A 15,266-nucleotide genomic window follows, 5' to 3' on the forward strand; every position below is an offset into this window, starting at 1 on the left:
TCTCCTCAATTTTAATACCATACTGTTTTCAAAAACAAAAAATGTAAACGTTATCATTTTAAAAGTAAAAAAAAAGTCTGTCGACTCTAATGTACTTGATAATAAATTAATTGGGCTGGGCAAGTTACCTATTTTAATACAAAAAAAATCATATTTTTAAACAACGGTCGATTCTATAAAAGCAGACAATATTCTAATAAATAAATTTAATAATTATCTTTATACCAATTTAATACAAAATAATTTATGAATTCTTTTTTATTACCAAAAACCTTGAAAGAAAAAGACGAACATGGTAATTATGGCGTTTGGTGGCACGAAAACAATCCAGGCCCTTTAAAAAAACTCCCTTTTATCAGTCAGTTTGGTAGTATGAAATTTTCAAAAGTCCGCATTGACGACACCATGCGACCGCATCTCAATGACGGAATTGAGATTCATTATGTCAACAGCGGAAAATATGATTGGGTAATTGAAGGCAAGGAAATTGAATTATTCCCCGAAAATTTATCCGTTACTGCACCCTGGCACGAAAACGGCAGTATTTCAGGAATTATGGATATTGGTCAAATCAACTGGATAATTATCAAACCTTTTGAATTTTCAAAAACCACGGCTTTAGACTTAGGCAATTGGAGTAAATTGTCTAAAAATTTCCAGCAAAATCTGGGAGAAATGATAGGCGATGCCAACAATGCCGTACTCGAAAAAGCAAAGAATTTTAAAAAATATTTTGACGAATTAAGAAACGAATTAGCCTTTCAGGAAGAAGGTTTTGAGATAAAAGTTCAAAACATTCTGGAGAATCTTTTTATTGATTTACACCGACAACTTTCGAATAAAATCCAGAAAAATCAGGAAGACGACAGCTTTATTGAAAAACTTACCCAATTGCTTCAGGCCGATTTAACCAAGAAATGGCACATTGAAGATTTGGCCGCAGTGTTTAGCATGGGTAAAACCAAATTTACCTATGAAGTAAAAAAACTAACCGGTTTTCCTCCTAACAGTTTTATCATTAGCCTCAAACTCGAAAAAGCCATCCAGTTAATTCAAAACAAAAAAAACAGCAACATGTCTGAAATTGCCTTTGTCTGTGGATTTTCGTCATTGCAACATTTTACTTCTACTTTTTCACAGCGCAACGGAATCAGTCCAAGAAAATTCCAGATTCAACAACAGAAAAAAAGGAAATAAAAAAAGCCTTTCCGTTAAGAAAGGCTTTGAAATTATAGTGATTCAATCAGCAACCAGGCTTCTGGATTTTCTGATTCCCGAACTTCATTTTTAACTTTTTGAGCTTCAGCATAAGTAGCAAAACTTCCGTAAAGTACCGGATAAAGACCGTGTTTGTTAACCTCTAATCTTCTGGCATTATAGCCCATTTTGGTTAACTTTTTCAAAACCTGTTCAGCATTACTCTCATCTCTAAAAGCACCTGCCACCACATGGTAAGGCAATTTTTCCTCTTTGATTTCTTCTTTTTTATCTGATTTTACCGAAAGCGTCACAGGAGCCATCGGACTTTTAATAAAAAATGTAGCCTCTTGGATTTTGCTTTCTACTTGCTTTTGCACGGCTTTTTCAACAAGAACTCTTTCAGAAACAATTTCGTTTTGATAAACCGAATAAGCTGCACTTCCAGCCAAACCTAATCCCAGAATAAATATAGCCGCATATTTCAAGTAAGAACGACCGTTTCTTTCTTCGGTAACCAAAGAAATAACCGGAGTCTCTTCGATAACTTCTTCTTTTTCTTCGAAAAATTCTCTTTTAACAACCGGAGCAATAAAAGAACCCAAACCAAAAGAAGCTGTCAAATAATTCTTTTGATCAGAAGGTGTAAAAATCAAATTATCAGTAGCATTCAATGCAAAACTACCTATATTTTTAATTGTCAACATTCTGTTTTTTTCCAATTCTTTCTTCCAATTCAAAACTTCATATTGAATAGCACTAATAGCATATTCATAAGATGTTTTTTCAGCTCTGGCAATATGATTTGCCAATAAACCATCATTGTTTTTAATGTTGGTATTAAAAGAAACTAATTTTTTAGGAGGAAAAAAAGAATTCGCACTCTCAACCCATTGAGCCGATTGAATTTCAGTCAAAAAAGCACCGAAACCAGGAACGGTAACGCATTGATAACGATATAAAAGTTGGCCTATGTAGTGTTCTATATTCATACAGACAAAGTTATACAATGAAAATAGTTATCAAAATTTTATTCACAATTTTTATTAACAATCTGACCGAAAATTTATACATTTCAGTCTCAAATATTTAGCATGACAACATCCGATTTATATTACGTATTGGCTTTGCAAAGAGTAGAAGGCGTAGGCGACATCATGGCAAAGAAATTAATTAGCCAATGTGGTTCGGCAGAAGCTGTATTTAAAACCAAAACCCAACATTTGGCAGCTATTGACGGTGTAGGCAACTCATTACTTAAAAACTTAAAGGACGAAACAGTATTTGACAAAGCCAATAAAGAATTGGAATTCATCCAGAACAACAATATTAACGTTGCCTATTTTCAAGACGACAATTATCCCGACAAACTCAAACATTGTTTTGACGCACCTGTATTATTGTTTACAACAGGAAATATCAATTTAAAAAACAGAAAGATAATCAGCATTGTAGGAACGCGCCAAATTACTTCTTACGGAACTGAATTTTGTAAAAAACTAATTGAAGACTTAATTCCGATTAACCCTGTAATTGTTAGTGGTTTTGCTTACGGAGTAGATATTGTAGCACATCAATTGGCAATGGAAAACAATCTACAAACCATTGGTGTACTGGCTCATGGTTTAAACCAAATTTATCCTAAAAACCACAAGAAATACATGGCCAAGATGGAAACTAACGGCGGTTTTATGACCGAATTTTGGAGTTCGACTAATCCGGATAAAGAAAATTTTGTGAAAAGAAATCGAATTGTAGCCGGTATAGCCGAAGCCACCATTGTTATCGAATCAGCAGAAAGAGGTGGTTCATTAATTACCGCCAATATGGCCAATGATTACAACCGTGATGTGTTTGCCGTTCCCGGTCGCACAACCGACAAGTACAGCACAGGCTGCAACAACCTTATCAAAACCCAAAAAGCAAACGTACTCACCAGCGCCGCCGATTTAATTTATATGCTCAATTGGGACATCAAAGAAGAAACCAAAGCGGTACAAAAACAACTGTTCGTTAGCCTTGATTCTGACGAACAAAAAATCTACGATTACCTCTTAAAAACAGGGAAAGAATTAATGGATATTATTGCGCTGGAATGTGAGTTCCCTATTTACCGAATTTCAGCATTATTATTAAACATGGAACTCAAAGGAGTTATTAGACCATTGCCGGGAAAATTGTTTGAGGCGATTTAACGAAACACCTCAAAATCAAAAAACCCGACAGGTTTCAGAAACCTGACGGGTTTAATTTATAAGTTTTCAAAATGTTTATGAAAAATATGATTATAGATAGTAAACAAATAATTGTACTAATGATAAAATAATCTAAATGAAATAAACCAATTGAGCATATAATCAATCCAAAATGGATTATAGACATATTTAAATTAGTTTGTCTGCGCAAAATTACAATTATAACATAGCCAATAAAAAAGAGGCATTGAGAGAAAAACAAAAGTATTGTATTGTAGAATATTTGGTTCGAAATATCATAAGCCCAACCAACAGTTTTATTTATTCCATCTGAATCTTTTCCAAACATAAAACCAATCCCAAAAAGAATTACAACTACCAAAGACATATATTTTGTAAAGATCTTTTTCATGTTTGCAAAACAATTTTAAAAACCGCAGATTCGCAAATTATTTAAAAATCTGCGAATCTGCGGTCTATTTATTTTATAAAATCTATTTCACTCCGAAACCCAATTTCGCTCTCACTCTAGCCAAAACATCATTGGCTACAGCCGAAGCTTTTTCAGCACCTATTTTCAACAAAGCATCTACTTCTTCCAAATTATTGATATAATAGTGATATTTTTCTCTTTCAGTTTTGAAAGTTTCACAGATTAATTCAAACAAAGCTTGCTTGGCGTGACCATAACCGTAATTTCCACCTAAATAATTAGCTCTCATGGTCGCAATTTGCTCTTCATTGGCTAACAAAGAATAAATTGCAAAGGCATTACAAGTATCCGGATTTTTAGGAGCTTCCAATGGCGTACTATCCGTTTCAATACTCATTACCTGTTTACGCAACGCCTTATCTTCCAGGAAAATATTAATGATATTATTAGCCGATTTACTCATTTTTCCGCCGTTCGTCCCTGGAATCAACATACTGTCATCCTGAATTATAGCTTCCGGAAGCACAAAAGTCTCCCCCAACTGATGATTAAAACGAGAAGCCACATCACGCGTCATTTCTAAATGTTGCAACTGGTCTTTACCCACAGGAACAAACTCGGCATCATACAACAAAATATCAGCTGCCATCAACATGGGATACGAAAACAAACCTGCATTTACATCGTCTAATCTATCTGCTTTGTCTTTGAAAGAATGTGCCAAAGTTAGCCTTTGATACGGAAAAAAACAACTTAAATACCAAGACAATTCAGCCGTTTGTGGTACATCCGACTGTCTATAGAAAACCACTTTGTTAACATCTAATCCAAAAGCAAGCCAGGCTGCCGCAACACTGTAAGTATTGTTTCTTAAAGTTTCTCCGTTTTTTATTTGGGTTACCGAATGCAAATCGGCAATAAAAAGAAAGGATTCGTTTTCAGAATTATTAGATAATTGTATTGCCGGAATAATTGCTCCAAGTAAGTTTCCTAAATGTGGAGTTCCTGTACTTTGAACTCCCGTAAGTATTTTTGCCATTCTATTTTTTTCTTGAACGCAAAGTTCGCAAAGTTTTTTATTTTTTACCCCAAATTCGCAAATTTTAAAAATGATAACATTTGATTCCTTATTTTTGGTCACATGAAAGGGATAAAAATAATTTTCTGGATACTTTGGCGCATTTGGTTTTACATCCTGATGGCGGTACCTATTCTAATTATGTTTCCCTTTTTAGTGCTTTCGATTCTCTCCGAGAAAGGATATCCTTATTTTTTTATCATGGCTCGAATATGGGCAAAATTCATTCTCTTCGGAATGGGATTTTATTACAAAGTGGATAGCGAACAAACCATTGAAACAAACCAAAGTTATATGATTGTGGCCAATCATACCTCTATGGCCGATATTATGTTGATGCTGGCCATCATTAAAAATCCTTTTGTATTTGTTGGAAAACAAGAACTGGCTCGAATTCCTATTTTTGGATTTTTCTACAAAAGAACCTGTATTCTAGTAGACCGAAGCGATTCCCAAAGTCGAATGGCAGTTTTTACAAAGGCACATAAACGAATTCAACGTGGTCTTAGCGTGTGTATCTTTCCCGAAGGCGGTGTTCCTGATGACGAATCGGTACTTTTAGACCATTTTAAGGAAGGTGCTTTTAAACTAGCCATTCAACATCAAATTCCTATTTTACCCATTAGTTTTGGCGACAACAAACAACGGTTTCCCTATACTTTTTTTGCAGGAAGTCCGGGGATCATGCGCGTAAAAATTCATAAACAAGTAGACACCACAGGAAAAAGACATGTTGACCGAAAAGAAGTAAGAGAACATGTGAGGAACACTATACACACACAATTAGTAGCATTTGAAAACGAAATTGAAACTGTTAAAACAAAAAAAATCACCTTTTAGAGGTGATTTTTTATGCTTTACCAAACACTAATCTTGTTATTCGGTTACCGTAATTTCTACATCTTCAAATACATCTGTTCCTGCATCATCCTTCCCTTTATAGAATTTAAAAATATAGGTTCCGGCTGTTGATGGGACGAAATTAAAAGAAACCTCCGATAATGGCGGTAAAGCTTCCGAACAAACTTCTCCATTTTTCACGTCAGCATAAATAGCTATCGTTCTGGTATTATCCAAAGAATAATAATAAATACCTCCATAATTATAACAGGCTGTAGGTTTTTGAAACTTTAACTTTACTTCATGTGTAGCTCCTACAGTAAAAGTTGACGGCAAAGTATAACTGTCAATTGGCAAAATATAATTAGTGTAACTATCCGGCTGATCTACACTACAACTTAACAATGAAGTCATTAAAACTAAAAATAGGGCGATTTTTTTCATTTTTTTTGATTTTATAAATTAATAATCTATCGTCGGTTCTCTTATAAAGACAGCAACGAATGAAAAAGGTTGCTTTTTAAAAACGTATTTTCTTAAAAAAAATTACATTCCATTTTATTCTAAACAAAAAAATGCCCGACTATTGCCGGGCATTTTTAGTATTTGAAAGATTAAACCAATTAGTTTTCAGCTAATTCCTTAATTCTAGCTTTGATTTTTTCTTCTAATTCGTCTGCTAATTCTGGATTGTCTTTAATCAACGATTTTACAGCATCACGACCTTGACCTAATTTGGTTTCACCATAGCTAAACCATGATCCTGATTTTTTTACAATTTCGAATTCTACTGCTAAATCCAGGATTTCTCCTGTTTTAGAAACTCCTTCGCCATACATAATATCAAATTCGGCTACTTTAAACGGTGGAGCAACTTTGTTTTTAACGATTTTAACTTTAGTTCTGTTACCCAAAACATTCTCTCCATCCTTAATTTGCGTAGAACGACGGATATCTAAACGTACCGAAGCGTAGAACTTCAAGGCATTACCTCCCGTTGTAGTTTCAGGATTACCAAACATCACTCCAATTTTCTCTCTCAACTGGTTGATGAAGAAAACAGTACAATTGGTTTTACTAATTGTTCCGGTTAATTTTCTCAAGGCTTGTGACATCAAACGTGCGTGAAGACCCATTTTAGAATCTCCCATTTCGCCTTCAATTTCACTTTTTGGAGTCAAAGCCGCTACCGAGTCAATAACTACAATATCAATTGCTCCTGAACGGATCAAGTTTTCAGCAATTTCTAATGCCTGCTCTCCATTATCTGGTTGTGAAATAATCAGGTTTTCGATATCTACACCTAATTTTTCAGCATAATTTCTATCGAATGCGTGTTCTGCATCAATAAAAGCAGCGATTCCACCTGCCTTTTGTGCTTCGGCAATAGCGTGAAGCGTTAAAGTAGTTTTACCTGAAGATTCAGGTCCATAAATCTCAATAATTCTTCCTTTTGGATATCCACCTACTCCCAATGCTAAATCGACACCTAAAGAACCTGAAGAAATTACCTCAACTTCTTCAATGGCCTTATCTCCCATTTTCATAACAGTCCCTTTTCCGTAGGTTTTATCCAGTTTATCAAGGGTAAGCTGTAACGCTTTTAATTTGGCTTCTTTCTCTGTACTCATCTTCTCTTTTAGCTTTTCTTTCATTAAATTAATATTGCTTCTATGGCGATTAGAAATTATCCGAAGTTATTTACTTCTTCTAAATTTCTATTATATATCTCTTTTGTGTTCGTAAAAATACTTCTTTTTTTGATTCAAAATTTCCGTTTGAAAAGATTTCGAATGAAAAAATAAAGTTTAAACAAACAATGCTTTCAACTCCGTAGCTTCTTCGGGTTTCATTTTTCCTGCCAGGACTAAACTCAATTGTTTACGTCTTAAAGCCGCATCATAACGCTGTTTTTCTAGTTCGGTTTCTGGAATGATTTGGGCAACTTCTACTGGTTTTCCTTTTTCATCAACCGCAACAAAAGTATAAATAGCCTCATTTGCCTTAGTCTTAATTCCTGATTCCCTGTCTTCTACCCAAACATCAATATAGACTTCCATCGAACTCTTAAAGGCTCTGGAAACCTTGGCCTCAATAGTTACCACACTTCCCAGCAAAATAGCCTTTGTAAAAGCCACATGATTGACTGAAGCCGTAACCGAAATGTTTCTCGAATGACGCTGCGCCGCAATACTGGCCGCACGATCCATTCTGGCTAATAACTCGCCTCCAAAAAGATTATTGATATGATTGGTCTCACTTGGCAAAACCAAATCGGTCAAAACAGTTAAGGATTCTGAAGGATGTTTCGGAGTCATCTGATTTTAGATTGAAGATTGCTTCGCCAATTCCAACAAAGCTCTCGGGTTACGATTTTTGATTTCAGATTTAGTTGAAATTGATTTTTAACTTAACCAATACACCGCCATTACTGCCGGAATAAAATAAATAACAATAGTTCTGGCGCCGTCGTAATCTTTGGCCAATCGTTGACCAAAAAGCATCATCAGCAAAGTAATTGCCGAAAATAGCGCTCCATAATAACCAAAAAGCCTTCCTTTGTTTACCAACAACTCAACACAACCAACAAAGCACAAAACGGTCGAAATTAATTCCATTACCACTAGATTAGCTAAGGCTAATTTCACATGATTTTTCAATCTTGTTTTAGCAAAATGCTCTTTTAACCAGTTGACATTGTCTTCCCAATAAAACAGTTTTTCATAACTGGATTGCAAAAAAGTAATTCCGAAAAATACCAGAAGTAAAAGCGAAGCCGGGTTATTCATAATCGTTATTTTTTGTGAATTAAACGTGTTAATTTGATTGACAAATCGGTTAAAATTATTTTGGCATTTCCGTTGCGTTCTATATGATACATCGCATCCGAAAGTTCTTTAAATATATCCTGAATATTATTACCATTTACAAATGGCGCAAAATTTTCTAATTTGAATTTATCGACTTTTGGTTCGAAATAAACCAACCCTGGCGTTTCATAATTGATCAACAATGCCTGACGGAACATTTCCATACAAAACTGAAGAAACTTCTTTTGGGCTTCTCTTCCTAAAGCAGCGATTTTTTCACTCCAAAGAATCAAATCCTGAATGGCAGCCGCATCTTTTTTGGCCTTAAAAGCAGCACGAACCCAAGTCACAAACCATTGTTCAAACGGATGTTCTTCGTCTTTATCTCTTAACAAATGCAAAGCTGCATTGTAATTACCTTGTGCCTGATGCGCTAATTTTGTGGCTAATTTCGAATCTATTTCTTCACGAGAAACCAAGGCATCAGCAATAACCGCCTCACTCAATCCGTTAAAATGCAATACCTGACAACGCGAACGGATAGTTTGAAGAATATCTTCTTCATTTTCAGAAATCAGAATAAATATGGTTTTCTCCGGTGGTTCTTCCAGTAGTTTCAATAATTTGTTGGAAGCAGCAATATTCATCTTATCAGCCATCCACACAATCATGATTTTATAACCGCCTTCATAAGCTTTTAACGAAAGTGATTTCAGGATTTCCTGAGCATCATCGACCCTGATTTCCCCCTGCTTATTTTGAACACCTAAAACAGCATACCAATCAAACAAACCACCATACGGATTTTGGGTTACAAACTCCCTCCAATCGGCAATAAAATCAATACTTTTAGGGTTTTTCTTTACCTCATCGGTGGTAACGGTAGGATAAGCAAAATGCAAATCGGGATGAGACAGTTTTTGGAATTTTATATTGCAGGCATGATTTTCACCATTGTTCTCTCCGTTTTGATTGCCGCACAAAATGTATTGTGCATAAGCAATTGCCATAGCCAGAGTCCCGCTACCTTCAGAACCTACAAACAATTGTGCATGCGGAATCCTACCTAAATCAGCACTTCTGCTAAGATGGTTTTTAATGTGTTCCTGCCCTAAAATTTCAGAAAATTGCATGAAGCAAAGATAGCAGAAAATGGATAAGTCTAAAATTTTAGATTATAAAGTTTCTTGTCTTTCACAGCTTGATTTTAGCACTCAAATTGACCTAAAATCCCAATTGAAACAGATTAAAATTAAGGCAATTTATAAATCTGTTCCATTTCCAACCATTTCTCACCCTCTTTTGCTCCCGGAGGTGCTTGCTGGAATTGCCACATTAATTTCTCCCATTCCTGAACTTTTGGATTAGCAGCATCCATCATCTGTTTGCGTTCCGGAGTATAGCTTTCGTCCACTTCCATAATCATAAACAATCGGTTGGCCAGGATATAAATTTCCATATCTATAATGCCCGAATCCTTTATACTTTTAGTGATTTCAGGCCAGGCGTTTTCTTTAGTATGATAACGCTTATACTCCTGGATCAATTCCGGTTTATCAATTAAATCACAGGCGTAATATAGTTTTCTTGTAGCCATAAAGTACTTTTAATAAATTAGTAAAACTATTTCTTTCGAAAATTCACTATTCCTGAATAGAACCTAAAACTTCTAATTCTGATAATTTAGCAGATTCTCCTTCGGGTATGTTAGTAAATGTTAACCTTATAAAACGTCCTGAAACAGGTTTAGTTAATTTTTCTATTCTAATTTTACTGGTAGAAGAGGCATTGGATAGATCAACAATCGTTATCCACTGATTATCCGCATTTAATGTCTCAATTTTATAACCCAACTTCGTTTCTTTCGGAAAGGTCAATTTGATTTGTTCCATTTTCACATTTCGTTCTAAATCTACCTGCCACCAGTTACCGGATTTATTATTTTCCGCCTGCCAAAAAGTATCCGAATTTCCGTCTCCAACCAATCCGGAAGAATGTCCAACCATTTCATTACTTGCTCTTGTTGGATTGTTCAACCCAAAACTACTAATGCTATTTTTTGAATTATTAGCAGTAAATGGGACATAAGGTCTGCTTATTAACACCGGAGTTTTCCCCTCTACAAATTGTGGTAAGCCTTTAGTAATAATTTTTACAACCGTATCCTTTAACCCCTGAGAAGTTGCACGAATTACGGTCTCTCCACCAAAATAAGAACGAAATTCAGTAGCAGCTAATCCGTCTGTAATTTCTATATCTGACTTAGAATCAAAAGTAATTGTCCTTCCAGTAGGAAACTCTCCCGGTCCCGATTCAATGATTAATTTTACCATAGGTGAATTACTTAATTCCTTACCCACATTATCGATAATACTAATCAAAATATGAGCATCATCGGTTCCGTCGTTACTTATTTCATTTTTATCAACCGTAAGTTGAATTGATGCCGGAACTCCTTCTGTTCTTTCAGGTGGAGCCTGAATATTATTGTACTCATTGCGATACCAATAAAATGATCTTTTAGGTATTCGGGCATAATCAACAATTCCCATGGAGCCAAATCGCTTTCCAGCTACACTACCGTGATCAAAACCACACCAAATTGCTTCTCCACTTCTCCACTCATAATGCCATGGGTATTTTTTACTTTTATCCTGATTTTCTCCAAGTGGTAAATCTCCCCAACCTGGTATATATTTACCGGGTCTAAAAGCCTCGGTTGAACCGTATTCGCTCACAACACTGGCAACACCCGGGTTGATAAAAAGACGAGCTCCATCACCATTATAACCAGCAACATCTCCAATAGTATCCATCTCACCACGTTGACAACCTCCTATAGCTACTGAACGAGTAGGATCCAACTGATGCCCTAAATCAACCTCTTTCTTCAACAACTTTCTTGTTGATTCTAAAGTTTCTTTCGTTGTAAAGAAAGGTTCATTACTAGTACTCCATACGATAACTGATGGGTGATTACGATGAATGCGAATCATATCTGTCATTTGCTCTAAAACACTTTCATCAAATGCTTCCCAATCTTCAGGATTTGTTGGATATGCATTACTTCCCTCATAATCTCCTTCCTCACGAGTTCCTCCAGACCCCCAAAAAGGAACTTCAGACCAAAACAACATTCCTTCTTTATCACAAGCATCAACGAAAGCTGGATCATGTGGGTAATGAGATCCTCTAATAAAGTCAAAACCGGCTTCTTTCATCATTTTAATATCTCTTAAAAAAGCATAGTTTGTAACGGCATCCCCCCAGCCAGATCGGTCTTGATGGACATTTGCTCCTTTAAAATAATAATGTTCTCCATTTAGAAAAAAACCTTGATCTGCAGTGAATTTAATACTGCGAAATCCTAATGGCGATATAAAATCGTCAACCTGCTTACCATTTGTTTTGATGATTGTTTTTACGGTATATAAATTTGGAGTTTTAGGACTCCATAATTTGGGGTTTTTAATAACAGCGCTGGTTTGATCAAAAAGTACTGTTTTACCCGCAGCAATGCTTTTAGCAGATGAAAACTTTGCTACCACGACTCCTTTATTGTCAATAACTGAATGTATTACTGTAGCAGAAACAGCAGTTTTTTTATCATTAACAACCTCTGTTTTTACATTTACTGTAGCCTCTTTCGCAGAAACATTAGGTGTAGTTACAAAAGTACCATACCAGGCCACATGTAAAGGATCAGTAACGACTAATTTTACATCCCTGTAAATCCCTCCACTAAAAACATGCTCACCTGCTCTAGGAGCCACACGGGAATCCCACAAATTATTTAAACGCACCGCTACAAGATTGCGACCTGTCTTAATCGCTTTTGTGACATCAATTTCAAAACCTGTATAACCAGAATTATGCTTGCCAACCAATATTCCGTTAACAAAAATTTCTGCTGTACGATATGCCCCTTCAAAATCTAAACTAACTCTTTTACCCATCCATTCAGCTGGCACATCAATATACTTTCGGTACCAACCGTAACCTTTGTAAAATTGAGCCGATTGATAATAGGGCATACTGAACGAATGGGGAATTCCAATATTTTCCCAATTTGAATCGTCAAAATCAGTAACTTCCGCACCGGAATAATCCCCTAATTTAAATTTCCACTCTCTATTGATGTTAATATCTTTTCTAATTGTCTGTGCTTCTGTATTATTTTGAAAATAGAACAAAAAAATCAAAAGAAGAATTTTGTGTATTAATTTCATAAATGTAGTGGTGTTATTTTTTATTAAAAATCAGTCAATGTAAAAGTTTGAGTTTGATTATTGGACATTTTTAAATCCAATACTTTTCCATTATAACGAATTTTAGCGGCTGTTCCTCCCACACTTTTTATAGCAATCTGTTCTATTTTCTTATTAGCCCAAACCATGCTTACCTCAAATCCTCCGCGGGCTCTCAATCCTTTTACAGCACCATTAACCCAGGTATCCGGCAAAGCTGGCAATATATCAATCACATAAAAATCTTTATTGGGTTGTTCGTCATCTGAATATGATTCCTGACTCTGCAATACCATTTCTGTCATACCTGATGTCGCGCCGAAATTACCATCAATTTGGAATGGCGGATGAGCATCAAATAAATTTGGATAAACTCCTCCTATACTTCCTCCACCTGTTATTTCAGTATAATTTAAAATATCCCTTATCATTTTATAAGCATGATTTCCATCTCGTAATCTCGCCCAAAAATTAATTTTCCATGCTTTACTCCAACCCGTCCCTTCGTCTCCTCTGAGTTCTAGTGATTTTTTACATGCTGCTGCAAAATCAGGTGTGTTTAGAGCTGATATTTGATTTCCCGGATGTAAACCAAACATATGAGAAGCATGTCTTTGATGTGGAGTTGATTCTTCATATTCTTTAGACCATTCTAACAATTGCCCCTTACTTCCTATTCTTAACGGAAACAACTTAGCACGCTTGTCAATGAGTTCTTTACGAAACTGGTCATCTATATTAAGAATCTTAGTAGCTTCTATCAAATTTGTAAACAAATCCCAACAGATTGATATATCCATAGTAGCGGCTGTCGTAACGGCATAATTTTTTCCATTAATTTTAAACTCATTTTCAGGAGATGTTGATGGCGCCGTTACTAAATAACCGTCCTTTTCAATCAGCCAATCAAAGCAAAACAAAGCAGCTTCTTTCATAACAGGATAAGCTTTAGTCCTTAAATACTCTTTGTCTCCGGTAAAACTATAATGCTCCCAAAGGTGTTGACAAAGCCAGGTTCCTCCCATATACCAATTGGCCCATGTAGGCGATCCATCTCCCACATCACCTACTGCATTACTCAATCCCCATATATCCGAATTATGATGCGCTACCCAGCCTCTTGCTTTATAATATTCATCTGCGGTAACACTTCCTGTTTTAGATAAATCCTTAATCCAATCTAATAATGGCAAATGCATTTCGGAGAGGTTAGTTTGTTCAGCTAACCAATAATTCATTTGTGTATTGATATTAATTGTGAAATTAGAACTCCAGGGCGGACGCATTTCTTTATTCCAAATACCCTGTAAATTTGCGGGACGTCCTCCTGCACGGGAAGAAGCTATTAATAAATAACGCCCATACTGATAAAACAAGCCTTCTAATTGAGGATCTACAGCTCCTTTAGAATAAGCTTTTATACGTTCATTTGTAGGCAGCAACAATTGATTTTTATCCGTTAAATTATTCGACAAATCATAACTTACTCTGTTAAAGTAATTTTGATAATCAACAAAATGTTTCTCTTTTAACTTAGCATACGGAAGTTTTTCAGCACTGAGTAATAAATTTGACGCAATGGCTTTTTCATCTTTCCCCTGAGAATCCGGACATTTATCAAAACCATTAAAACTGGTAACAGCAGTCAGATAAAGAACAACTTCTGTGGCTTTAGAAATATGGAGACCAATTTTATCTGCTTTTACAACACCGTCTTTTAGTAATGTTTTTACATTAGACTGAAAACGCATTCCATTACAACCGCTTGTATCTGCCCATAAAATAGGTTCACGACCTTTAGGGTTGTAATAACTTGGATCAACACGACTTGGTGCTTTTCCGTTCATAACCAATTGATTATTTCCTTTAGGAAATACTGTTTTAGCTAAAGCACTACTTAAATGAATATCAAATGTAAGCGATTTAGGTTTTGAAGCTGTAAATTTTATGACCATCACATTATTAGGAGCTGAAATAAACATTTCACGTATATATTCAACTCCATTTATCTTAAAACGAGTGGTTGTAGTTGCATTATTTAAACTTAAATCCCTGTAATATCGTGTCGGTTTAATGCCATTAAAATTTTGCTTAATTTTCAAATCGCCTAATGGTAGAAAACTTTCGCTATAATAGCCCTGCATTTTTTTGCATAAATCTGTTGCAAGCTGATAATCCTCATTTTGCAAAGCCTCTCTAATTGGCTGTAAACTTTTGTAAGCATCAGGATTCACATTTTTCTTCTGCGGACCACCTGACCATAACGACCCTTCATTCAACTGAATTAATTCACTTTCCACTCCACCAAAAACCATTGCCCCTATCTGCCCATTTCCTATTGGTAAAGCCTCTACCCACTTTGTTGCAGGTTTATCATACCAAAGTTTAAGATTTTGCTGTGCGACACTTATTGTCGAAACAGTTAAAAAAAACAATACATTAAGTCCAATTTTCATTTGCAATACT

At 35.5% G+C, this 15,266-nt stretch carries 13 protein-coding genes; 3 read left to right on the plus strand and 10 right to left on the minus strand.

All coding sequences use genetic code 11. The annotated features are described in order from the left end of the window. Positions 1–246: 246 nt before the first annotated feature. Positions 247–1,197: a helix-turn-helix domain-containing protein gene (locus EOD40_RS01800; RefSeq protein WP_128193184.1), complete on the plus strand. Its 951-nt coding sequence runs from the start codon at positions 247–249 to the stop codon at positions 1,195–1,197. 32 nt (positions 1,198–1,229) lie between these two features. Here EOD40_RS01800 and EOD40_RS01805 read toward each other — a convergent pair whose 3' ends face one another. Further along, positions 1,230–2,189: an HU domain-containing protein gene (locus tag EOD40_RS01805; RefSeq protein WP_128193185.1), complete on the minus strand. Its 960-nt coding sequence runs from the start codon at positions 2,187–2,189 to the stop codon at positions 1,230–1,232. Positions 2,190–2,291: 102 nt separating this feature from the next. Between EOD40_RS01805 and dprA the strand changes: the two genes are divergently transcribed. After that, positions 2,292–3,392 (plus strand): DNA-processing protein DprA, encoded by a 1,101-nt coding sequence (gene dprA, locus EOD40_RS01810; RefSeq protein ID WP_128193186.1) that lies wholly within the window; start codon positions 2,292–2,294, stop codon positions 3,390–3,392. Between the two features lie 494 nt (positions 3,393–3,886). Here dprA and trpS read toward each other — a convergent pair whose 3' ends face one another. Next, entirely contained in the window at positions 3,887–4,864 is a 978-nt protein-coding gene (gene trpS / locus EOD40_RS01815; RefSeq protein ID WP_128193187.1) for a tryptophan--tRNA ligase, read from the minus strand. A gap of 102 nt (positions 4,865–4,966) precedes the next feature. Here trpS and EOD40_RS01820 point away from each other — a divergent pair, with 102 nt between their 5' ends. Next, positions 4,967–5,743, plus strand: a complete 777-nt coding sequence (locus tag EOD40_RS01820) for a lysophospholipid acyltransferase family protein (RefSeq protein WP_128193188.1) — start codon at positions 4,967–4,969, stop codon at positions 5,741–5,743. 36 nt (positions 5,744–5,779) lie between these two features. Here the strand turns inward: EOD40_RS01820 and EOD40_RS01825 are convergent, their stop codons facing one another. The 8 genes from EOD40_RS01825 to EOD40_RS01860 all read right to left on the minus strand — a co-directional run bounded on the left by EOD40_RS01825 (position 5,780) and on the right by EOD40_RS01860 (position 15,256). Further along, positions 5,780–6,187, minus strand: a complete 408-nt coding sequence (locus tag EOD40_RS01825; RefSeq protein WP_128193189.1) for a hypothetical protein — start codon at positions 6,185–6,187, stop codon at positions 5,780–5,782. A gap of 179 nt (positions 6,188–6,366) precedes the next feature. Further along, a complete protein-coding gene (gene recA / locus EOD40_RS01830; protein ID WP_128193407.1) occupies positions 6,367–7,374 on the minus strand; it encodes a recombinase RecA in 1,008 nt (335 codons plus the stop codon). A 177-nt stretch (positions 7,375–7,551) separates the two neighbouring features. Further along, the gene (locus EOD40_RS01835; protein WP_128193190.1) at positions 7,552–8,061 is read right to left on the minus strand and encodes an acyl-CoA thioesterase; all 510 of its coding nucleotides are present in this window, start codon (positions 8,059–8,061) and stop codon (positions 7,552–7,554) included. Positions 8,062–8,148: 87 nt separating this feature from the next. After that, complete coding sequence (locus EOD40_RS01840) at positions 8,149–8,532, minus strand: DoxX family protein (protein ID WP_128193191.1); 384 nt, start codon at positions 8,530–8,532, stop codon at positions 8,149–8,151. Between the two features lie 5 nt (positions 8,533–8,537). Further along, positions 8,538–9,686 carry a DNA polymerase III subunit gene (locus tag EOD40_RS01845; RefSeq protein ID WP_128193192.1) on the minus strand — a complete coding sequence of 383 codons (1,149 nt, stop codon included), beginning with the start codon at positions 9,684–9,686 and terminating at the stop codon, positions 8,538–8,540. Between the two features lie 119 nt (positions 9,687–9,805). Then, positions 9,806–10,150 carry an L-rhamnose mutarotase gene (locus EOD40_RS01850; RefSeq protein ID WP_128193193.1) on the minus strand — a complete coding sequence of 115 codons (345 nt, stop codon included), beginning with the start codon at positions 10,148–10,150 and terminating at the stop codon, positions 9,806–9,808. Between the two features lie 46 nt (positions 10,151–10,196). After that, positions 10,197–12,782, minus strand: coding sequence for a glycoside hydrolase family 2 protein (locus EOD40_RS01855; protein ID WP_128193194.1), 2,586 nt, complete (start codon positions 12,780–12,782; stop codon positions 10,197–10,199). A gap of 23 nt (positions 12,783–12,805) precedes the next feature. Further along, complete coding sequence (locus EOD40_RS01860; RefSeq protein WP_128193195.1) at positions 12,806–15,256, minus strand: glycoside hydrolase family 95 protein; 2,451 nt, start codon at positions 15,254–15,256, stop codon at positions 12,806–12,808. Positions 15,257–15,266: the final 10 nt, after the last annotated feature.

The organism is Flavobacterium sufflavum (assembly GCF_004016525.1).
Classification (GTDB): Bacteria; Bacteroidota; Bacteroidia; order Flavobacteriales; family Flavobacteriaceae; genus Flavobacterium; species Flavobacterium sufflavum.